The organism is Taibaiella soli (assembly GCF_003236175.1).
Lineage (GTDB): Bacteria > Bacteroidota > Bacteroidia > Chitinophagales > Chitinophagaceae > QKTW01.
This window is the reverse complement of the sequence record NZ_QKTW01000019.1, coordinates 165,006-186,481: the sequence shown is the minus strand read 5'-3', so window position 1 is coordinate 186,481 and position 21,476 is coordinate 165,006. Positions and strand designations below refer to the sequence as shown.

The 21,476-nt window shown below is 45.1% G+C and carries 15 protein-coding genes; 11 read left to right on the top strand and 4 right to left on the bottom strand.

The features are described 5' to 3' along the window. Nucleotides 1-23: 23 nt before the first annotated feature. Nucleotides 24-599: a hypothetical protein gene (locus tag DN068_RS14840; protein WP_110999715.1), complete on the bottom strand. Its 576-nt coding sequence runs from the start codon at nucleotides 597-599 to the stop codon at nucleotides 24-26. Nucleotides 600-722: 123 nt separating this feature from the next. Here DN068_RS14840 and DN068_RS22390 point away from each other — a divergent pair, with 123 nt between their 5' ends. Continuing rightward, nucleotides 723-2,528, top strand: a complete 1,806-nt coding sequence (locus DN068_RS22390) for a pseudouridine synthase (protein ID WP_243630262.1) — start codon at nucleotides 723-725, stop codon at nucleotides 2,526-2,528. A 66-nt stretch (nucleotides 2,529-2,594) separates the two neighbouring features. After that, nucleotides 2,595-3,752, top strand: coding sequence for an amidohydrolase family protein (locus DN068_RS14830; protein WP_110999714.1), 1,158 nt, complete (start codon nucleotides 2,595-2,597; stop codon nucleotides 3,750-3,752). A gap of 316 nt (nucleotides 3,753-4,068) precedes the next feature. Here the strand turns inward: DN068_RS14830 and DN068_RS14825 are convergent, their stop codons facing one another. After that, nucleotides 4,069-4,938: a hypothetical protein gene (locus tag DN068_RS14825; RefSeq protein WP_110999713.1), complete on the bottom strand. Its 870-nt coding sequence runs from the start codon at nucleotides 4,936-4,938 to the stop codon at nucleotides 4,069-4,071. Nucleotides 4,939-5,069: 131 nt separating this feature from the next. Here DN068_RS14825 and DN068_RS14820 point away from each other — a divergent pair, with 131 nt between their 5' ends. The 4 genes from DN068_RS14820 (at nucleotide 5,070) to DN068_RS14805 (ending at nucleotide 9,235) form a co-directional block, all read left to right on the top strand. Next, nucleotides 5,070-6,284 (top strand): DegT/DnrJ/EryC1/StrS family aminotransferase, encoded by a 1,215-nt coding sequence (locus DN068_RS14820; RefSeq protein WP_110999712.1) that lies wholly within the window; start codon nucleotides 5,070-5,072, stop codon nucleotides 6,282-6,284. A 93-nt stretch (nucleotides 6,285-6,377) separates the two neighbouring features. Further along, nucleotides 6,378-7,250 carry a DUF58 domain-containing protein gene (locus DN068_RS14815; protein ID WP_165836409.1) on the top strand — a complete coding sequence of 291 codons (873 nt, stop codon included), beginning with the start codon at nucleotides 6,378-6,380 and terminating at the stop codon, nucleotides 7,248-7,250. An 8-nt stretch (nucleotides 7,251-7,258) separates the two neighbouring features. Next, nucleotides 7,259-8,221: a hypothetical protein gene (locus DN068_RS14810; RefSeq protein ID WP_123985362.1), complete on the top strand. Its 963-nt coding sequence runs from the start codon at nucleotides 7,259-7,261 to the stop codon at nucleotides 8,219-8,221. A gap of 3 nt (nucleotides 8,222-8,224) precedes the next feature. Next, nucleotides 8,225-9,235, top strand: coding sequence for a vWA domain-containing protein (locus tag DN068_RS14805; protein ID WP_110999710.1), 1,011 nt, complete (start codon nucleotides 8,225-8,227; stop codon nucleotides 9,233-9,235). Nucleotides 9,236-9,525: 290 nt separating this feature from the next. Here the strand turns inward: DN068_RS14805 and DN068_RS14800 are convergent, their stop codons facing one another. Both DN068_RS14800 and mqnB read right to left on the bottom strand, forming a co-directional pair. Beyond that, nucleotides 9,526-10,353, bottom strand: coding sequence for a 1,4-dihydroxy-6-naphthoate synthase (locus DN068_RS14800; RefSeq protein WP_110999709.1), 828 nt, complete (start codon nucleotides 10,351-10,353; stop codon nucleotides 9,526-9,528). A 115-nt stretch (nucleotides 10,354-10,468) separates the two neighbouring features. Beyond that, complete coding sequence (gene mqnB / locus DN068_RS14795) at nucleotides 10,469-11,143, bottom strand: futalosine hydrolase (RefSeq protein WP_110999708.1); 675 nt, start codon at nucleotides 11,141-11,143, stop codon at nucleotides 10,469-10,471. Nucleotides 11,144-11,211: 68 nt separating this feature from the next. On the opposite strand from mqnB, the gene DN068_RS14790 reads away from it, so the two are divergent. The 5 genes from DN068_RS14790 to DN068_RS14770 all read left to right on the top strand — a co-directional run bounded on the left by DN068_RS14790 (nucleotide 11,212) and on the right by DN068_RS14770 (nucleotide 21,458). After that, a complete protein-coding gene (locus DN068_RS14790) occupies nucleotides 11,212-11,622 on the top strand; it encodes a 6-pyruvoyl trahydropterin synthase family protein (protein ID WP_110999707.1) in 411 nt (136 codons plus the stop codon). A 30-nt stretch (nucleotides 11,623-11,652) separates the two neighbouring features. Further along, the gene (gene folE / locus DN068_RS14785; RefSeq protein ID WP_449652498.1) at nucleotides 11,653-12,288 is read left to right on the top strand and encodes a GTP cyclohydrolase I FolE; all 636 of its coding nucleotides are present in this window, start codon (nucleotides 11,653-11,655) and stop codon (nucleotides 12,286-12,288) included. A 138-nt stretch (nucleotides 12,289-12,426) separates the two neighbouring features. Beyond that, a complete protein-coding gene (locus DN068_RS14780) occupies nucleotides 12,427-15,309 on the top strand; it encodes an NHL domain-containing protein (RefSeq protein ID WP_110999706.1) in 2,883 nt (960 codons plus the stop codon). 211 nt (nucleotides 15,310-15,520) lie between these two features. Beyond that, nucleotides 15,521-18,358 (top strand): NHL domain-containing protein, encoded by a 2,838-nt coding sequence (locus DN068_RS14775; protein WP_110999705.1) that lies wholly within the window; start codon nucleotides 15,521-15,523, stop codon nucleotides 18,356-18,358. A 220-nt stretch (nucleotides 18,359-18,578) separates the two neighbouring features. After that, on the top strand, nucleotides 18,579-21,458 hold the full coding sequence (locus tag DN068_RS14770) for an NHL domain-containing protein (protein ID WP_110999704.1): 2,880 nt from the start codon (nucleotides 18,579-18,581) through the stop codon (nucleotides 21,456-21,458). Nucleotides 21,459-21,476 lie beyond the last annotated feature (18 nt).

Sequence of the window (21,476 nt, the reverse complement as noted above, 5' to 3'; positions counted from 1 at the left end):
CTGAAATTTTTTCGAAAGGTAGTTTAGAAGCGGAAAACCATCCCTACGCCGGCAAATCCAACATGCGGATTATTGCTTTCGCCGGAGTCGGCAGACTGAATTAATAAAATGCGGCCCATCATACCCAGACCGAAACCGCGTTTGTGATATCGGCCTACCTTCAGCGAGAAGCCAAACTCAGGCATGTAACCCACTACCCATTGTCTCGGGCTTGGAATTTCTTTTGGCGTATTTGTGTAGACCCCGGTTAGGAAGTCCATACCAAAATTGAGGTATAACCGGTCATCGCCCATATAAAAGCCTACACCCACGGGGGCGGTTAACAGGGTTGCCTGATGATTATGATAAATGCCGTCGTTTTTTTGCAGGCTGTTTAAAAAAGAGGTGCACAGGCCTCCTTCAATATAAATCGCACCAGTTACCAGGTACATTTCCTTTACAGAAGTGCTGAATCCAGTTTGCGGATAGTCTCCCTTCGCTACTCTGGTGGCGCCCATTGAGAGATTGAGCTGTGTACTGAATAACGAAGTCTGGGCTGTCGATTTTGTGAGAACCGCCACCACCAGCAAGAAGAGCATATAAACGCTCCGGAAATTCATAGGATAAAATGATTATATTTAATATAAGTTATGAAATAATCCATCATCAATCAAATCAAAGGTGCACGGGCATTTTAAACGTCGTACCTTTGCCGTCTTAACATTATTATAGAAATAGTTGTAATGAGAAAAAATTCGGATTCTTCACGTTCCCAGAGATCAGATAAGCCTTCTGGTTATAAGAAAAGCGATTCGCGCAAACCTTATGGTAAGAAAGATGGCTCTTTTGATAAAAAGGACAATGCGGGTAAACCTTACAGAAAACGCGAAGAAGGTGATAACAGAGAGGGAAGGTCGTTCGGGGAAAAACGTGAAAATTCCGGTCGTTTTGAGCGCAAAGAAGGCGATTTCAAAAAGCCATATAAACGCAGAGAAGAAGGTGGCGAAGGCGGTGAACGTAACAGCTACGGGCCTAAAAAATTTGAGCGCGATGGAGATAAACCTTCATTCCGTAAGAAATTTGAAGGTGGAGAAGATCGCGGTGAAAAGCGTTTCGAAAGAAAAGAAGGCGGTTTCAAAAAGAAATTCGAAGATCGTGGTGAAGGTGGCTTCCGTAAGAAATTTGATGGAGAAGGCCGCGGTGAAAAACGTTTCGAGAAAAAAGAAGGCGGATTCAAGAAAAAATTCGAAGATCGCGGAGAAGGTGGTTATAAGAAGAAATTCGAAGACCGTGGTGAAGGCGATTTCCGCGAAAAGAAATACAACAAAGACGATAAGTTCGCTGATAGAAAAGCCGGCGGCCGTAAAAGTTTTGAAGAAGCTACCGGCGGTGAAGAAAGACCATTCCGCAAAAAACGTGAAGATGGCGAAGGCGGAGAGAAACGTTTCGAGAAAAGAGAAGGCGGCTTCAAAAAGAAATTTGAAGGTGACGATAAGAAACGCTTCGAGAAAAAAGACGGAAAGTTTGGTAAGAAAGACGGAGGAAAAGGCGGCAAGAAGGGCAAATTCGGAGATAAAGACGATTCCAACAAATTTGGCGATCAGGATATCTTCGAGAAAAAACGTAAGTACAACAAAGAAGAAGACGAGAACTATGTAGCCAACGAAAACGAAGGCTTCAGCAAAGAACTTCCTGATAAATATGCTGCGGAGAAAAAGCCGACAAATATCAAGCGCAAGAAGAATGTGGAAGTTGAATTTGACGATGATGAAGATGATTATGTAGATGAACGCGAAGTAAAACGCAACGCGTCTAAATGGGGTGAAGTAGAGCTGGAAGGCCCGATGACACTCAATAAATACATTGCACACAGCGGCCAATGCAGTCGTCGTGATGCAGCGGAACTGGTGAAGAAAGGTAAAGTGAAAGTGAACGGTGAAATGATGCTGGATCCGGGCTACCGTGTAAAACCAGGTGATCTGGTAATTCTTGGTGGTAAAAAACTGACACCGCAGAAAAATATGGTGTACATCCTGCTCAATAAGCCGAAAGGATTTATCACCACTACCGAAGATCCGGAAGGTCGCAAAACCGTAATGGAACTGGTAGAAAACTCAGGCGCTGAAAGATTGTTCCCTGTGGGCCGTTTGGATCGCAATACAACTGGTTTGCTGTTGCTGACCAACGATGGTGATCTGGCGCAGAAACTTTCTCATCCAAGCCACGAGATCAAAAAGATCTATCAGGTAACACTGGATAAATCGCTCTCTAAGCCTGATTTCGATAAAATCGCTGCAGGTCTGGAACTGGAAGATGGTGAAGTAAAAGTTGATTCCATTGCTTACCTCGAATCTAAAAATGAAGTAGGTCTGGAAATTCACAGCGGTAAAAACCGCATCGTACGCCGCATCTTCGAATCACTCGGTTATGAAGTAGAAAAACTGGATCGTGTGATGTATGCCGGTCTAACCAAGAAAAACGTAAACCGCGGCAAATGGCGCTTCTTAAGTGATAGAGAAATCATTCTGCTGAAACATTTTAAAAACTAATTTTGAAAAACCCCGCTCAGGGGTTTTTCTTTTATATAGTCATCACAAAGCCAAATACCACATTACATGATTATCACTGCCGACCGTATTCATGACGGAGAGAAATGGTTGCCGCTACAAACTGCTATTGAAATTGCCGACGACGGCACCATTACCAATATTTACCACAACGGTCATCCTGAAGCAGAATATATCACAGGTGTATTGACGCCGGGTTTTGTAAACGTGCATTGCCATATGGAACTCTCGCACATGAAAGGCGTGATTCCCGAGCATACCGGACTGATTCCTTTTTTGCAGGGTGTAATGTTTCGCCGTAATGATTTTACAGAAGAACAAAAGATAAATGCCCGCCACGAAGCTTATGAAACCATGTGGCAAAACGGAATTGTTGCAGTCGGTGATATCGCTAATGGTACCGATACATTGGATCTGCGCAGCAAAGAGAAAATGCATGTGCACACGTTTGTTGAATGTATTGGCTTTTCAGATACCACAGCACCGCAGCGTTTTGAGTATAGTCGTGGGGTGTACGATCAGTTTGCCGCGCAGCACAGCACTCATGTAAAGCTCAAACAATCCATTGTACCGCATGCGCCTTATTCTGTTTCTAAGGCTTTGTTCAAGCTGATTGACAGGCACGAGCCAAGTGAAATTATTTCCATTCATAATCAGGAAACGCCGGCGGAGGATCAATTTTATATCGACAAAACCGGCGCCGTAAATGATTTATTAGACAGCCTGAAGATTGACGCTTCTTTCTTTGAGCCTTCCGGCAAATCTTCGTTGAAAACATATATCGAGTGGCTGAATCCACATCGCCCTGTGGTGTTTATTCACAATACCTGCACGGGTATAGAAGATCTGCATAAAGTACAGGCACATCAATACAACAGTTACTGGTGTCTTTGTCCAAATGCCAACTTGTATATCGAAAACCGTCTGCCGGATGTGCCGATGTTGATGGCTGAAGGCGCGGATATTTGTATTGGTACGGATAGTTTATCCTCGAATCACCAGTTGTCTGTATTGGCGGAAATCGCCACGTTGAAAAAACATTTCCCACAGATTGAATGGGAAACATTATTGCAATGGGCAACGAGCAACGGTGCGATGGTATTGAACATGCAAGACGAAATCGGCAGCATTGCTATTGGCAAAAAGCCGAGTATTGTACAGATTTTAGATCTGGATAGCACGCCATTGGCGAAACGGGTGGTTTAATTTTTCTCACGGCGGCACGGAGTTACTGCGGGTGTTTTAAAACATAGGTCAAACGCCACGGTCATTGTAGAGACGTTGCACGCAACGTCTCTAGATGATAAGTGTTGTGTATCGCGTCACTGCGAGAGACGAAGCAGGCTGCGCGTAATGTGTGTTTCACCCGCCTTTGTGCAGGTCGCTTCGTTCCTCGCGATGACGCGAGTAATAAAAAATTGCAGCCGCGCCGTTGCGCCGCCGTGAGAAAAAACGCACGCTGCGAGAAATAAAAAAAGCCCGCATCAAGCGGGCTTCTTCATATCCAAAGAATTTTCAAAACTTATTTCAGCGGCTCCTTTTCAGCCAGCTGGAAATTGCGTGTAACATTTGGCATCGGGCTTTCCACTTGTTTGCCGTCTTTGTCCACCAGCGTTAGTGTTACAGAAGATTTACCCATACCAAGGTTCTGGATGAAACTTGGTTTCCAGTCTGTAATTATAATCGATGTATCGTGGCCTACAATGTCATTATTTTTGATATCTGCCTTTACTTTATAACCATCGGGAGACAGGTTTGCATTCCATACATAGAAATCGAGCAGCAGGTTTTTGGTATCGTCGCCCAGGTAGTCACCTTTCGGGCGGCTGTAGAATACCATTGGCTGTTTTGGATCATCCAGCTTTTTCAGATTACCTTTTTCATCAATCTTAAAGTGATAAACGACTGCGGCACCTTTGCTTTTTATCGATTCGTGGTAAGAGCGCGACAAGAAAGCCATCAGGAAGTGCTCCGTATTATTAGCGAGCGTTATCTCGTTTTTAGGCTCGTACAGCGCCTTATATGGTTGGTTGTCAAGAATAAAATGGATGTGCTGACCCTGCGCGGAGTTGTTGCACTGTTTCGAACCGCCATCAGCTGTTTGTGATTTCAGTTCATAATTTTTCACGTTAAAGTCAAAGCTCACCTTAGAAGAGTCAGTGCCTTGCGGCGTGGCGCTTACTTTGGCAATAGCCAGTGATGCATTCGGGAATTCCGGAGAAGCGCTCACTGGTGCAATGCTGATGGGAGCAACGACAGTAGCAGGGGTTTCAGCCGCAGCGGTAGTATCACCGGTGCCTTTATCCTTGTTCGGGCCGCTCTGCTGACAAGACGCGGCAAACAGCAAAGATGAACCCAATGCTATGGTAATCAGTTTTGGCATGTATTGCATAGTAACGGAAATTTTATCAAATCTAAGGCAAATGACTAATGTGCAGCTAGTTATTTTCAGAAAATTTTAAGTAATAAGGATGGGCTACTCCGGGCATATCTACTACTTTTGTGGTCTAAAATAATAATATCATGCCCGGATATGAACTGTTTGGCGCAGCAGAGCGCAAAGAGGTAAACGATGTATTAGAAACAGGAATCCTGATGCGCTATGGTTTTGACGGTATGCGTAACGGCATCTGGAAAGCTAAAGAGCTAGAAGCCGAAATCAATAAAACATTTGGCAGTCAATATGCCCAGCTTGTAAGCAGCGGTACAGCAGCACTCACCACAGCACTGGCTGCACTCGGCGTAGGCGCAGGCGACGAAGTGATCATGCCTTCTTTTACGTTTGTAGCCAGTTTCGAAGCGGTGATCTCTGTAGGTGCTATTCCGGTATTGGTGGATATTGATGAAACGCTGACACTGGATCCTGAAGCTGTAGAAAAAGCGGTGACAGAAAAGACCAAAGCGATCATGCCGGTGCATATGTGCGGCAGCATGGCTCGTCTCGATGAATTGAAAGCAATTTGCGAAAAACATGATCTCATTTTGCTCGAAGATGCTTGTCAGGCAATCGGTGGCAAATACAAAGGAAAATATCTCGGTACAATCGGTCACGCCGGTACTTTCTCTTTCGACTTCGTAAAAATCATTACTTGTGCAGAAGGTGGTGTGGTTTTGACTAACAGCGAAGACATTTATAAAAAAGCAGATCATTACAGCGATCATGGTCATGATCACGCAGGTAAAGATCGTGGCGCAGATTTGCATCCTTTCCTTGGTTACAATTTCCGTATTTCTGAACTGCATGCTGCGGTAGGTTTGGCTCAGGTACGTCGTCTGGGAGAATTTCTGGAAATTCAGAAACGTAACCACGGTATCATTTTCAACACACTGAAAAATGTAGAAGGTCTGACGTTTCGTGTAATTCCTGATGCAGATGGCGATACTGGCACACACCTTTCTTTCTTCCTGCCTATGGAAGATATGGCACGCCAGGCAGTAACTGAATTTGTAGCAGCCGGTATCATGGGTAATTTCTACTGGTACGATAATAACTGGCATTATATCCGTAAATGGGAGCATCTGAAAAACGGTGCATGGCTCCATCGCTTCTCCGAAGAGCAGAAGAAAGGCATTATGCATTATGCAAATCAGCCATTCCCGATCAGCGACAAAATCATCAGCCGTTGTATCTCTTCTTCTATCAGCCTGCTGTGGACGCCAGAACAAGCACAGGAACGTGCCGATAAAATGGCAGCGATCCTTAAAAATGTAATTGCTAAAAACAACGTAACAGCATAACGTTTCTTATAAAGACCGTCATTTTCATAAAAGTGTTCTATCTTTTGTGGGAATGACGGTTTTCTGATTCAGGCTTTAAAAGACTGTACAGCAATGATGACAACAGCGGAAATACTGAAGCGCGTAAGACGGATTGAGATCAAAACAAGAGGACTCTCCAACCATATTTTTGCCGGGGAATACCATTCGGCATTTAAAGGTCGTGGGATGTCCTTTAGCGAAGTGCGCGAATATGCGCCGGGCGATGACGTGAAAGCGATCGACTGGAACGTAACGGCCCGTTTCTCCCATCCATTTATAAAAGTGTTTGAAGAAGAGCGTGAGCTCACTGTTATGTTGCTTGTTGATGTTTCCAGCAGTTCTTTGTTCGGAACACAGCAACGTTTAAAGCGTGATCTGATCACCGAAATAAGCGCGGTGATTTCTTTTTCGGCCTCAACCAATAATGATAAAGTAGGCGTGATCTTTTTCTCTGATAAAGTAGAAAAATTTATTCCGCCGAAAAAAGGCCGCAGTCATATCCTGCGCATCATCCGTGAATTGATTGCATTAGAACCTTCGCAAAACAGCAAGGGTACCAATGTCAATGCTGCTTTGGAGTATCTGACCAATGCGCTGAAAAAAAGAACCATCACTTTTGTGCTCAGTGATTTCGTGAGTGAGCCGTATGACGCTGCATTACAATTGGCCGCTCGCCGGCATGACATAGTGGGAATACAGACCTACGATCGTCACGATCAGGAATTGCCTGCTGCGGGTTTGATTCAGGTGAAAGACGCGGAAACAGGTGAAATGCGCTGGCTGGATACCGATGATAAACAAGTGCGTTACCAATATGGTGCTGCATTCGAAGAACAGAAAAAGTATTGTCAAACGTCGTTTCGTAAGAGCGGCGCTTCGCTGGTGCGCGTGCGTACCGACGAGGATTATGTAAAAGTGTTACAAGGATTTTTTAAAGGAAGATAACTATGATCATGGCCCGGAATGTCACTTCTGTCTCCCGATTTTTTCTTTTTATTTCCCTCATTTTTTGCAGCTATTTCAGTTTCGCGCAAAGCGATGATGTAAAACTGAATGCCAAAATTGATGCCGCTAACATTTCTGTCGGCGACCAGGCGCATGTCTTTATTGAAGCGCAATACAACCAGATGAAGGGAAAGCTGCAATGGGCAGAGATCCCGGATACGTTCAATCATCTGGAGGTAGTAGAAAAAGGCAAGATCGATACATTAAAGCAAGGCGATCTGATTACGCTCAAACAACGTATCTCTGTAACCGGTTTTGATTCGGGGAGTTTTACGGTTCCTTCCTTTCTGTTTTCAGCTATTCCTAACAATGGAAGTAGCTATACGGTAGGTACTGATTCATTTCAGTTACTGGTGCAAACGGTAGCGGTAGATACTACGAAAGGCTATAAGGGGATCAAGGGTATTATCATGGTTAAATCAAGCTGGAAAGATTATATCTGGCTGATTATAGGTTGCCTTGTTTTTGTTGTGCTGATCGTTTTCGTAATCCAGTATTTTATCCGAAACAGAAAAGTGGCTGCGCCAGAGGTGAAACCTGCGGCGCCTGTAGAATCACTCCAGGAAAAATACAACCGGTTACTTTCAGAACTGGATCAAAAGCAGCTCTGGCAAAATAATCAGGTGAAAGAATACTATGTACAGCTTACAGATATTCTCCGTGACTATATTGAAAAACGTTTCCAGACACCTGCAATGGAACTGACTACCGATGAAATATTGAGTAAAGCAGCATTGCGCAGTGATATGCAGCCGTATCAGGGCATGTTGTCAAATACCTTGCGTATGGCGGATCTGGCGAAGTTTGCAAAAGCACAGCCATTACCACAAGAACATATGCAGGCAATGGAATCTGTTCGTGAATTTGTGAATGCAACGAAATTGGTCATCACCGAAACAACAACGAAATAGGATATGAAAGCACTCTTAGACTGGAAACATATGAGCTTTGCGCATCCTTGGTTTTTTGCGTTGTTGTTGCTCATTCCGCTGATGATCTGGTGGCAGAACCGGAGTAAAAAAGATACACCGTCCCTGCGACTTACTACTTTAAAAGGTTTGGGAAACATCAGACCTTCTGCGAAAGTGCGTTTTCGCCCGGTGTTGAATGTATTGCGTGTAATTACGCTAATTGGTCTGATCATCGCGCTGGCGCGCCCGCAATCTAGTAATGTCACAGAGTCAATAGATAGTGAAGGTATTGATATCGTCCTGTCGCTCGACGTGTCGGGCAGTATGCTGGCGGAAGACCTGAAACCGAATCGTATTGAAGCAGCGAAAAAAGTAGCGATGGATTTCGTGGACCAACGTCCTACAGATCGAATTGGTTTGGTAATTTTTTCGGGTGAAAGTTTTACGCAGTGCCCGATTACAATTGATCACAATGTGCTGAAAGAACAAATCAGCCAGGTGCAAAGTGGGGTGCTGGTAGATGGTACGGCTTTGGGCAATGGCCTTGCAACTGCAGTGGATCGTATCCGTAAGACAGATGGTAAAACTAAAGTGGTGATTCTTCTGACAGATGGTGTAAATAATACGGGTATCATTGGTCCGGAAACAGCATTGGATATTGCGAAAGCGTATAAAGTCCGGGTATACACAATTGGTGTAGGTACAATCGGTGAAGCGCCAATGCCGGTGAAAATGCCTGATGGAACAACTACTAAGCAAATGATGAAAGTAGATGTGGACGAGCCGACGCTGAAGAAAATAGCCGTAGAAACCGGTGGTAAATTTTATCGTGCAACGAACAATGCTTCGCTGGCGGCGATTTACAAGGACATTGATAAGTTGGAAAAAACAAAAGTGGAGATTAGCAGCTACAAGCATTATGCAGAGCTGTTCTTCCCGTTTGCGTTGATCGCGATTATTTCGCTGGTGCTGGAAATGCTATTGCGATATACGTTCTTCCGGACGATTACGTAGAAAGTCAATAGTCAAAAAGCGCGAGTGTATAATGATAATTATCACTCGCGTTTGTCATGCTGAGCGGAGTCGAAGCAGCGTATAATGAGTGTAAAAAACAATCTATGTTCGGCAAAGTCTCTGACTTTGTCCGGTGGCCGATCTCCTGACTGGCGTCGATGGCAGTCTGAGACTGCAACCGTTGTAGACACGAGTCGCCCTTCGGAAGACTCACGCCAGTAAAAAAGAAGTAGAGACGTAGCATGATACGTCTCTACTTCTTTTTATGCTTTTAGCCTTATGCTTTACGCTTAGTAGAATATTTGCGGTATTCCGCCTTCCAGTAAATTCGCTTTGTGTGCCGCGTCAAATAAAGTTTCAATTGATTGACGACCTACCGTTCCGAGATCAGTGGTGAAATCATTTACGTATAATTCAATATGCTGACGCATTACTTTCTCCTCCATTTCCTGTGCGTGTGCGGTTACAAATTCGCTGAGCTGCGGATAATGTTTCCAGGAATAAGCAAGGCTATCTTTGATCACCGCATCAACTGTTGCAGATAATTCTTTGTCGAAGCTGCGCCTGATCACAATGCCACCCAGCGGAATCGCTGCCTGCATGGTGCGTTCCCACCAGTCACCGAGATCGATCAATTTGTGCAAACCTTTCTGTGCGTATGTAAAACGACTTTCGTGAATAATCAATCCTGCATCATAATTGCCATCCAGTACGCCAGATTCAATTTCACTGAAGACAACTTCGGTTTTATTTTTTGCCTGCGGGAAAGCCAGTGTCAGCAATAGATTTGCGGTAGTATTTACACCCGGAATCGCGATTTTAAAATCAGCAATATTGTTTAAGTCCAGTGGTTGTTTCGCAATCAGCATTGGTCCAACACCTTTGCCCAATGCACTGCCGCTGTGTAGCAATGCATATTGGCTAACTGTTTTCAAAAAGGCATTATAGCTCAGTTTTGTTACATCCAGTTTGCCTTGTTCCGCGTAGCGGTTCAGCGTTTCTACATCTTCCAGCACATATTCAAATGACAGACCTCGTGTATCGATCTTCCCATTTACCATTGCATCAAAAATAAAAGTATCGTTCGGGCAGGGACTAAAGCCAAGCGTTAGTTTCATTATCGTTTATTGTAAAGTTGATTATTGGTAAAATCGTTTGCCGGAATTTTCTGAGGCTTTACAACTTTACAATTTTATAGTTCTTGAGTGACGCAAAGTAACAGCTTTGCTGTCTTTACAGCGTCGAAGAAAAATCTATCAGCCATTTGTTTAAAGCTATGATTGCTTCCTTCATTTTCCATTTGCTTTTATCGCGAGGCTCCACATAGTTAGAAATTGCCCGGATCTGCGCAAATGGAATATTTTCCTGAAGACATACATAATGCAGCGCTGCTCCTTCCATGCTCTCTACCTGGGCACCAAATCTTTGATTGCGTAAAGCAATGGTAGATTCACGTCCGCTGACCGTATTGATTGAAAGACCACTGACCGTCAGTAGTTTAAAAGGAAAAGGAATTTCATGCAATGGCGTATCCAGTTTTCCATCGGTAAACGGATGTTCATTCGGCTGCAACAGTCCCATATCGAAGATGTCGAGATAATTATTCCGGTCTTCTGCACCAAGATCTCCAAATTCCTCCGATTGTACCATCACCAATTGGCCGAGTTCGATTGAGCGGTCAAAACTGCCGCCAACGCCAGCCTGCAACACAAAATCATATTGCCCGATTTTTAATGCTTTTGTTACGGCATAAGTAGTCGCGACCAGACCTACCCCCGTCAGACAAATATGAATTTCACTGTTTCCATTTGTATAGATATTGGCAACCGGAGATTTCCAGTTTTGTGCGATATGACGGATAAAAGGACTGATTTCGGGCTCAGTGGCAGCAACTAACAACAGTTTCATGGTTGCGAATTAAGCACTTTTTTGACAAACGGGCTACTAACAGTAATTTTGCAGGATAAAATTAAAAAATGGTATATCTGACGCGTGTGGAGCATTTTAATGCGGCACACAGACTATATAACGAAAGCTGGTCTGATGCTCAAAATCTGGAAGTGTTTGGTAAATGCAGCAATGCCAACTGGCATGGTCATAATTACGAGCTGCATGTGACGATTAAAGGTGAACCGCATCCGGAAACTGGTTTTGTATTCAATGCAAAAACACTGGGTGATCTCATTAAAGATATAATTGTAGAGCGCGTAGATCACCGCAACCTGAATATGGACGTTGATTTTATGAAAGGTAAATTTACCAGCGCAGAAAATTTTGCCATCGGTATCTGGAACGAACTACAACCGCATGTAGCAGAAAAAGGAGCGCAGCTGCATTGTATCAAGCTGTATGAAACCCCGCGCATTTATGTTGAATATTTTGGTTAATCGCAAACCACGACTTTAAAACAGTCGTAAGTGGATAACCGGTTTTTCATTTTTAATCAGAACAATCCCGTGGCATATAAAAAAATAGAACAGTACGACGAAGACATCACTAATAAACTGATGGAGAACTACCGTTCATCTATCGAGTTATTAGGTGAAGATGCAAATAGAGAAGGCTTGCTCAAAACACCAGAGCGCGTGGCAAAAGCAATGCAGTATATCACCGCAGGCTACAATATGGATGCGCGTGAAGTGCTTAATTCAGCGAAGTTTCACGAATCATACAGTGAAATGGTGATCGTAAAAGACATTGAGTTGTATTCATTGTGCGAACATCATATGTTGCCGTTTTTTGGTAAAGCACATATCGCGTACATTCCAAACGGCTGGATTACCGGTCTGAGTAAAATTGCCCGTGTAGTAGATTGTTTCGCGCGTCGCCTGCAAGTGCAGGAGCGTATGACACATCAGATTCTCGATGCCATTCAGGAAACGTTGAATCCGCAAGGTGTTGCCGTAGTCATCGAAGCAAAACATTTGTGTATGATGATGCGTGGTGTACAAAAACAAAACAGCGTTACCACTACTTCTGCATTCAGCGGTCAGTTCGAAAAGAATGAAACAAGGTCAGAGTTTTTGAAACTGATTACAGCAGATTTGTATTAAGATCGAATCAGATCACTCAGATATTTGAAAAACCTCTGGAAATATTTTCAGAGGTTTTTTTGTTGCCACGTTTTTCACTTACCTCAAAATGCTTTTTTTTGTCAGGTTTAATTAAATTTATATACTAAACCTGCCTAAATGAAAAAATTGCTCGCAATTGCCCTATCAGCAATTTGCTCTATTTTCAGCTTCGCGCAAAACCCATTGCAAATTATCCGTACGGTAGCCGGAGACCCGGGTGCGGGTGCCGCAACCAGCATCTCCGTTATTCCACGTGGGATAGCGACAGATGCTTCGGGGAATTTATTTATCGTTGATGGTGCTCATCAAACGATTCTGAAGCTCAATGCTGCAGGTAATATAACGATTATAGCAGGGAATGGCGCTATGGCTTTTTATGGAGACGGCGGCCCGGCAACAAAGGCAGAACTGAAACTCGTTTACGGGATAGCGATCGATGCTGCAGGCAATATCTACATTGGTGATGCCGGAAATAATCGGGTACGTAAAATCAGTTCATCAGGAATTATTACAACAATAGCCGGTACAGGTACCGGCGGTTACAGTGGTGACGGTGGCCCTGCGACCTCAGCTGAATTAAATACCCCGAGTGGCATTGCAGTTGACCTGAGCGGGAACGTCTACGTTGCAGACAAAAGCAATAACAGAATCCGGAAGATCAATGCCTCGGGAATAATTACTACAGTTGCCGGTTCCGGTACTGCCGCTTTCGGTGGTGATGGCGGCGCCGCAGTTGCGGCAAATCTCAATGGCCCTTTAGATGTAAAAGTCGATGCGCATGATAATCTGTACATATCTGATGCCGTCAACAACAGAATCCGCAAAGTAGATGCATCAGGTACCATAACAACTCTTGTGGGCACAGGCTTGCCCATTTTTAGCGGAGATGGAGGACCGGCTACATTAGCAACGATTAATAATCCTTCCTGTATTGCCATAGATACCGCAGGAAATCTGTACATCAATGACAGAATGAATCTCCGGACGCGTAAAGTAACTGCTGCAGGCATTATTTCAACGATTGCAGGCAATGGACTAGACGGCTTTTCGGGTGATGGCGGAGCGGCGCCGTCAGCACAAATATCTGCGACAGAGGGTATTGCAGTCACTCCTTCGGGAAATATTTACATAGGAGATGGCACACGAATTCGTAAAGTGAATACCCTTAATGTCATCAGTACGGTGGCTGGAAATGGGTTTAGTTCATGGAGCGGGGATGGCGGTCTTGCGCTCAAAGCCCAATTGGGTGAGCCTGAGGGTGTATGCTTTGATACCTCCGGGAATATGTATATCGCAGACGCTGGCAATAACAGGATACGTAAAGTAACACCGTCGGGTGTTATTTCTCATATTGCCGGCATAAGCGGTGGAACATGGATGCTGGATAGTATACCAGCTAATATATTTATGCTAAATCATCCAACCGCCGTTACCGCAGATGTTTATGGAAATATTTATATAGCCGATGCGTTGTCGGACAGGATTTTGAAAATCGATACTAACGGAATCATGATTAAAATCGCCGGAACGGGTAGCTCGGGGTACAGCGGAGACGGCGGCCCGGCAACTCTTGCTCAGATTTATTTTCCGAGAGATTTGAAAGTAGACCGCGCAAGAACTGTTTATTTCTCGGACTATTGGAATCACCGGATTCGTAAGATAGATTCCACGGGTATTATTACCACAATTGCGGGAACAGGTGTGCAGGGGTTTAGCGGAGATGGTGGCGCCGCGACTGCAGCGCAGATATCAACCCCCTGTGGACTTGCATTGGATCCCGCGGGGAATTTATACTTTGCAGATCATGGGAATGCCAGAATTCGTAAAATCAGCCCGTCTGGCATTATTACTACCATAGCAGGTACCGGTCTTTCAAGCTCAAATAACGGCGACGGTGGGCCTGCAATTGCAGCACAAATAGCTCCGATGGGAGTGGCGTTTAATAAAGGAAGTTTGTACATAACTGATGATTGGTATCGGATCCGGAAAATTGATGTCAACGGCATTATTTCTACAATTGCGGGAGTAGATACCGCAGATTTTCAAGGTGATGGCGGTCCGGCAACTCTGGCCCATCTCTCTGCCCCTGTTGGCATTACTATTGGCCCGTCAGATGCTATTTATGTCGCAGATAGAGGGAATTACAGGATACGTAGAATAGGAAATCCTGTAACGCCCGTTATCAGTATCGCGGCGTCGCAGGATACTGTATGCCCATTGACGTTGGTCCATTTTACCGCAACGGTTGCCCATGAAGGGTTATACCCTGTTTACCACTGGAGGTTGAATGGGAATAATGTGGGAGTCAATAGCCAAACATTTACTTATGCATTTATTAATGGAGATACCGTTAGTTGCATGTTGACCAGCAGCGATCCGGGGGCCTATCCTGACACAGTCATCAGCAATACGATTGCGATGAATGTGGTGCCTTGGGTAAATCCAACAGCTGTCGTTGCGGCGAATCCCGCATCGTCTGCAACTTCCGGACAGCAAATTGTTTTTACAGCCAATACCAGCAATACAGGCGCGAACCCTGCCTATCAATGGCGGAAAAATTACATGAATATTCCCGGGGCAACAAACAGCACTTACATTGCAACAGCCGGCGTTGATGTCATGAATAATGATCTGATCTGCGTGGTGGTAAAAAACACAGACTCTTGTGGCGTTGCTGCTCTCAGCAACTATTGGAGTGTTGCTGTTTTGGGCTCAACGGGAATAAACACCGTAAATGCTGCTGGTGATGTTGCCGTGTACCCAAACCCAAGCAACGGCAGTTTTATGGTAACAGGTCAGCTCGCAGACAATCATCAGCGCACCATAACGCTGGAAGTATGCAATAGTGTTGGTCAGCAGATTTACAGACAGAACGTCGCGATAACAAACAATACTATTAATCAAAAAATTGATCTGCAAAAGCAGGTAGCGCCGGGAGTTTATTTCGTCCGGATTATTGATGGGGATAAACCGCGCAATCTTGTGGTGGAAATAAAATAACTGGTTTAATTAGGATTTAGTGATTTGCTGTCGATCTATATTTTAAAAAAATAAAAAGAGTTAGTTTATATAAATGAAAACCTTCTCCTGGAGAAGGCTTTTCTTATTTGCCTTTTCTTGTAAAATGGCCAGAATGGATTGTTTTCAAGAAATAAATATGACAAAAAGGTAATCTGGAGTTCCCTAAATTTGCCTGCAAAAATTTACCTACATGAAAAAATTGCTCGCAATTGCCCTATCAGCAATTGGCCCTATGATCAGTTTTGCGCAAGCGCCGCAACAAATTATCCGCACCGTAGTCGGAGGACCGGGAGCGGGTATAGCCACCAGCCTTTCTACCAGACCGCAAGCCGTAGCCACGGATGTTTCCGGAAATTTATATATAGCGGACGGGGTGCATAACACGGTTCAAAAAATGGATGTTGCAGGCAACGTAACAGTTGTGGCAGGAAATGGGGCATTTGGATTTTGTGGTGACGGCGGAATTGCAACTAAGGCAGAATTTAAGGGAATTGGCGGAATAGCTATCGATACTGCAGGCAATGTATACACAACCGATATTCAAAATGGTCGTGTGCGAAAAATAAGTCAATCGGGAATTATTACCACAATAGCTGGTACCGGAGGTATCGGTTATAGTGGAGATGGCGGCCCTGCAACTGCCGCACAATTTAATCAACTGCGGGGTGTTGCTGTAGATCTGCCAGGAAATATTTACATCGTTGATCAAGGCAATCACTGTATCCGGAAAATAAGTACGTCGGGTGTTATTACAACTATCGCCAGTGCGAATTATCCGCTGGATATAAAAGCTGATGCCGCTGGCAATGTTTATTTCTCTGACGTTGCTGCAAATACGATCAGTAAAATAAATACGGCAGGTGCGGTTACAATTGTAGCCGGTACCGGCTATCCGGGTTCAACTGGTGATGGCGGTCAGGCAACTTTGGCATTGCTTAATAACCCTTTCGGCATTGCGCTGGATGCGGCAGGAAATCTTTATATCAACGATGAGTTCAATTATCGTATCCGTAAAGTAAATACAGCAGGTGTTATTACTACTATTGCAGGTAATGGAACCAGCGGATTTTCCGGTGACGGCGGTGCCGCTATCTCTGCGCAGATGGCCTATGTAAATGGGGTTGCCGTTGATCCTTCCGGAAATGTTTATATCGGAGACCGCGATAATTCCAGAGTTCGTAAAGTAAATACTTCAGGTATCATTAGTACCGTGGTTGGCAATGGGCAAGTTTCCTTCTGTGGTGATGGTGGCTCGGCGCTGGACGCTCAGTTCGAATATCCATATACTGCTTGTTTGGATGCAGCAGGAAATATTTACGTCAGTGATTCCTGGAATAATCGCATCCGGAAAGTAACGCCTGCGGGTATTGTTTCCACTTTTGCCGGTACAGGGTCTACCGTGTGGGTTGGAGATAGTATTCCGGCTACATCGTCTGCTGTACGGGCATTTAGCATGGTAGCAGATCCTTCGGGAAATATATATGTGACAGATGCCGGCTTTAATAGAATTCGTAAAATAGCAACAAACGGTATCATTACCACTATTGCAGGGACTGGCGTGGCTGGATTTGGTGGTGATGGTGGTGCTGCAACCCTTGCGCAACTTAATAATCCTGGCGATATCAAACTGGATGCTGCAGGAAATATATACTTCTCAGATTGCAGCAATAACAGGATTCGTAAAATTGATGCTTCCGGGATTATTACTACCATAGCGGGTACGGGTGTTGCCGGTTTCGGTGGTGACGGTTCCGCAGCAACGGCAGCGTTGCTGAACCAGCCAAAGATGATCAGTTTCGATGTGAGCGGAAATTTGTACGTATCTGATGGGGGAAATTACCGGATTCGGAAAATCAGTACCGCCGGCATCATAACTACTGTTGCCGGAAATGGTACCAGTGGTTACAACAACAATAGCTCAGGTATCGCAACATCCCTGCCAATTTATCCTGCCGGACTTGCGGTAGACAGTACAGGAAATATTTACATGACTGATGGTGCCTCTCGGATTAGAAAGATCGACATCAACGGCATTATGTCTACATTTTCGGGGACTGATACAGCCGATTTTCAGGGAGATGGCGGACCAGTTGGGTTAGCACATCTGAATCAGCCTTTCGGACTTACATTCGGGCCATCAGGAGCGCTCTATGTTGCAGATGCTACCAATGGCAGAATTCGTAAAATAGATAACTCAGTTTCGCCGGCAATCAATATCGCAGCTTCGCAGAATAGTATTTGTGCAGGTTCTTCCGTTCAGTTTACTGCAACAGCTGCACATGGTGGCACAACGCCAATTTACCATTGGAAGAAGAATGGTAATAATGTAGGTACGAACAGTGCAACTTATACTTACACGCCTGCCAATGGCGACATTATCAGTTGTGTGCTGACTAGTACCGATCCTGCTGCATTTCCGGATACAGCAGTGAGTGCAACAGTTGTGATGAACGTAATACCGGTAGTAAAACCAACAGCAATTGTTTTAGCCAATCCCGCATCCAATGCGACTTCGGGCCAGCCGATCACTTTCTCGATCAGCAGTACCGGTATAGGTGCCAATCCTTTGTATCAATGGCGGAAAAACGCAGTGAATATCACTGGTGCTACTGCAGCAACTTATGTTGCTACAGCAAACATCGACGTAGCAAATAACGACCAGATCAGCGTGTGGGTAAAGAATACAGACTCTTGTGGTGCGGATACTGTGAGCAATAACTGGACGGTTGTAGTGTTGGGTTCAACTGGTGTGAATGCAATAAATGGCAATGCTGGTGTTGCAATTTATCCGAATCCAAACAATGGTAGTTTTACGGTGACAGGCCAATTGACAGACAATCACCCGCGCACCATCACGCTTGAAGTTTGCAACAGCGTAGGGCAACAGATCTACAGACAGAATGTGGCGGTTGCCAACGGTACCATCAATCAGAAAATTGACCTGCAAAAGCAAGCAGCTCCCGGACTTTATTTTGTACGGATAGTTGATGGAGACAAACCGCGCAATCTGGTGGTGGAGATAAAATAAAGAGTTTAAAACATTCAGTGGCCAATCTTAAAGTTGATTAGGCAGACTTGCATTAAATAATTGAAAAGAATGAGTCGCATAAATGAAAGCCTTCTTCACAGAAGGCTTTTGTTATTTGGCTTTCTCTGTAAGTACCCTGTATGGGCGACTTTTGGTTAAATGAATATGACAAAAAAGCAAGACAGAGTTCCTTAGATTTGCGGACAAAATTTTTACCTACATGAAAAAATTGCTCGCAATAGCCCTATCAGCAATTGGCCCTATGATTTCTTCGGCGCAAACCAGCCAGCAAATCATCAGAACTGTAGTCGGCGGACCGGGTTCCGGAGCTGCTACCAGTCTTTCTACTAATCCTTATACTGTAGCTACAGACGCATCCGGGAATTTATATATAGCTGATGCAAGGCATTTTACCATTCAAAAAATGGATGCTTCTGGTAACATAACAGTCGTTGCCGGATCTGGGACTAATGGTTTCCGTGGAGACGGCGGCCCGGCGACCGCTGCACAAATAGGATCTTCTTATGGCATTGTGGTTGATGCATCAGGCAACATCTATGTAAGTGACCTCGACAACAACCGGGTTCGAAAAGTAAGTACTTCGGGAATTATCACAACAATTGCTGGTACCGGCGCCTATGGCTACACGGGAGATGGAGGCCCGGCTACTGCTGCACAGTTAAATTCGCCGCATGGTCTTGCACTGGATGCGTCCGGAAATCTTTATATCTGCGATGAGTACAACGGCAGAATCAGGAAAGTAAGTACTTCTGGTATCATCACAACCGTTGCTGGCGGAGGATCTGGCGGGGACGGTGCAGCTGCTACCGCGGCAGCTCTTAGTTTCCCGATCGACGTTAAAGTGGACGCGTCGGGCAATATGTACATTTCCGATCTCCAGGACGAAAAAATCCGTAAAGTAAATACCGCCGGCATCATCAGTACTGTTGCCGGAAATGGGACAGCGGGTTACAATGGTGAAGGCATGCAAGCCACACTAGCGTCTCTCTACTATTGTTTCGGTATTGCACTAGATGCGGCTGGGAACCTTTATATCTGCGATGATTATAATTTCCGCATTCGTAAAGTAAACGCCGCGGGCGTTATTTCCACGGTTGCAGGTACCGGAACGAATGGCTTTTCCGGTGATGGCGGCCCGGCTACATCGGCTCAGTTGTCCTATTCTGTGGGAATTGCATTCGATCCGGCCGGCAATATGTACTTAGCAGACCGGAATAATAACAGAGTGCGCAAGGTAAATACCGCGGGTATTATCAGTACAGTAGTTGGTAATGGAGCTGCTTCATTCTCCGGCGATGGTGGCCCCGCGCTGAATGCGCAGTTTGATCATCCGTACGCCACCTGTTTTGATGCGTCCGGAAATATGTATGTTTCCGATCCCTGGAATCACAGGGTTCGTAAAATAACCACAGCAGGTATCGTTTCTACCATTGCAGGAAACGGAGCTACAGCCTGGGTAGGGGATAATATACCGGCGACGACATCTTCGTTAAATAATCCACTCGGCATGGCGGTCGATGCGTCGGGAAATGTATACATAGCAGATGCCAACCAGCACAGAATTCGCAAAGTCGCTGCTAATGGAGTTATTACCACCATTGCTGGTACCGGTGTTGCGGGATTTAGCGGAGATGGTGCTGCTGCAAACCTTGCACAACTTAATAGTCCGTACGATGTAAAGCTGGATGCTGCCGGAAACCTGTATATCGCTGATTACCTCAACAACCGGATTCGTAAAATAGATGCTTCGGGCATTATTACAACAATCGCTGGTACCGGTATTCCTACTTTCGGTGGCGACGGCTCGGCTGCAACAGCAGCATTCCTGGTGCAACCACAAACGATCACATTTGATACGAGCGGTAATTTATATTTTTCAGACATGGGCAATTACCGGATCCGTAAGATCAACGCTGCCGGTATTATTACTACCGTCGCTGGAAACGGGACTGCAAGTTGGGGTGGTGCAACCGGCCCGGCAACCGCTGCTGCAATTTTTCCCGCAGGACTTACGGTCGACAGTGCAGCAAATTTGTACATGACAGATAACGTTTCGCGAATTAGAAAAATAGACGCCAACGGTATTATTTCCACATTTTCGGGAGTCGATTCCGCCGATTTTTATGGTGATGGCGTGCCGGTGGGCTTAGCGCACCTGAACCATCCATCATCTGTTACGATGGGACCGTTAGGCGCCATTTATGTTACGGATTGCACCAACGACAGAATACGTAAGATAGATTATGCAGTTTCGCCGGCGATCAGTATCGCAGCGTCGCAGAATGGTATCTGTGCAGGGACTTCTGTTCAGTTTACTGCAACGGCTGCGAATGGTGGCACAGCGCCGGTTTATCATTGGAAAAAGAATGGCAACAGCGTTGGTACGAATAGTGTAACCTATACGTATGCGCCTGCTAACGGAGACATCATCAGCTGTGTATTGATTAGTACCGATCCTGCTGCATTTCCGGATACAGCAGTGAGTGCAACAGTTGTGATGAACGTAATGCCGGTAGTAAAACCAACAGCAATTGTTTTAGCCAATCCCGCATCCAATGCGACTTCGGGCCAGCCGATCACTTTCTCGATCAGCAGTACCGGTATAGGCGCCAATCCTTTGTATCAATGGCGGAAAAACGCGGTGAATATCACTGGTGCTACTGCAGCAACGTATGTTGCTACAGCAAATTTTGATGTTGTAAATAATGACCAGATCAGCGTGTGGGTAAAGAATACAGACTCTTGTGGTGCGGATACTGTGAGCAATAACTGGACGGTTGTAGTGTTGGGTTCAACTGGTGTGAATGCAATAAATGGCAATGCTGGTGTTGCAATTTATCCGAATCCAAACAATGGTAGTTTTACGGTGACAGGCCAATTGGCTGACAATCGTTCGCGCACCATCACCCTGGAAGTTTGCAACAGCGTAGGGCAACAGATTTACAGGCAGAATGTAGCGGTTGCCAACGGTACCATCAATCAGAAAATTGACCTGCAAAAGCAAGCAGCTCCCGGACTTTATTTTGTACGGATAGTTGATGGAGACAAACCGCGCAATCTGGTGGTGGAGATAAAATAGTCTGGTGCTGAGCGCCGA

Excerpts from the sequence above, each read along its gene's own strand:
- DN068_RS14780 (WP_110999706.1), top strand. The coding sequence starts at position 12,427 with ATGAAAAAATTGCTCGCAATTGCCCTATCAGCAATTTGCTCTATTTTC.
- DN068_RS14805 (WP_110999710.1), top strand. The coding sequence starts at position 8,225 with ATGAAAGCACTCTTAGACTGGAAACATATGAGCTTTGCGCATCCTTGG.
- DN068_RS14825 (WP_110999713.1), bottom strand. The coding sequence starts at position 4,938 with ATGCAATACATGCCAAAACTGATTACCATAGCATTGGGTTCATCTTTG.
- DN068_RS14775 (WP_110999705.1), top strand. The coding sequence starts at position 15,521 with ATGAAAAAATTGCTCGCAATTGCCCTATCAGCAATTGGCCCTATGATC.
- DN068_RS14830 (WP_110999714.1), top strand. The coding sequence starts at position 2,595 with ATGATTATCACTGCCGACCGTATTCATGACGGAGAGAAATGGTTGCCG.
- DN068_RS22390 (WP_243630262.1), top strand. The coding sequence starts at position 723 with ATGAGAAAAAATTCGGATTCTTCACGTTCCCAGAGATCAGATAAGCCT.
- DN068_RS14840 (WP_110999715.1), bottom strand. The coding sequence starts at position 599 with ATGAATTTCCGGAGCGTTTATATGCTCTTCTTGCTGGTGGTGGCGGTT.
- DN068_RS14810 (WP_123985362.1), top strand. The coding sequence starts at position 7,259 with ATGGCCCGGAATGTCACTTCTGTCTCCCGATTTTTTCTTTTTATTTCC.
- mqnB (WP_110999708.1), bottom strand. The coding sequence starts at position 11,143 with ATGAAACTGTTGTTAGTTGCTGCCACTGAGCCCGAAATCAGTCCTTTT.
- DN068_RS14800 (WP_110999709.1), bottom strand. The coding sequence starts at position 10,353 with ATGAAACTAACGCTTGGCTTTAGTCCCTGCCCGAACGATACTTTTATT.
- DN068_RS14815 (WP_165836409.1), top strand. The coding sequence starts at position 6,378 with ATGATGACAACAGCGGAAATACTGAAGCGCGTAAGACGGATTGAGATC.
- DN068_RS14770 (WP_110999704.1), top strand. The coding sequence starts at position 18,579 with ATGAAAAAATTGCTCGCAATAGCCCTATCAGCAATTGGCCCTATGATT.
- DN068_RS14820 (WP_110999712.1), top strand. The coding sequence starts at position 5,070 with ATGCCCGGATATGAACTGTTTGGCGCAGCAGAGCGCAAAGAGGTAAAC.
- DN068_RS14790 (WP_110999707.1), top strand. The coding sequence starts at position 11,212 with ATGGTATATCTGACGCGTGTGGAGCATTTTAATGCGGCACACAGACTA.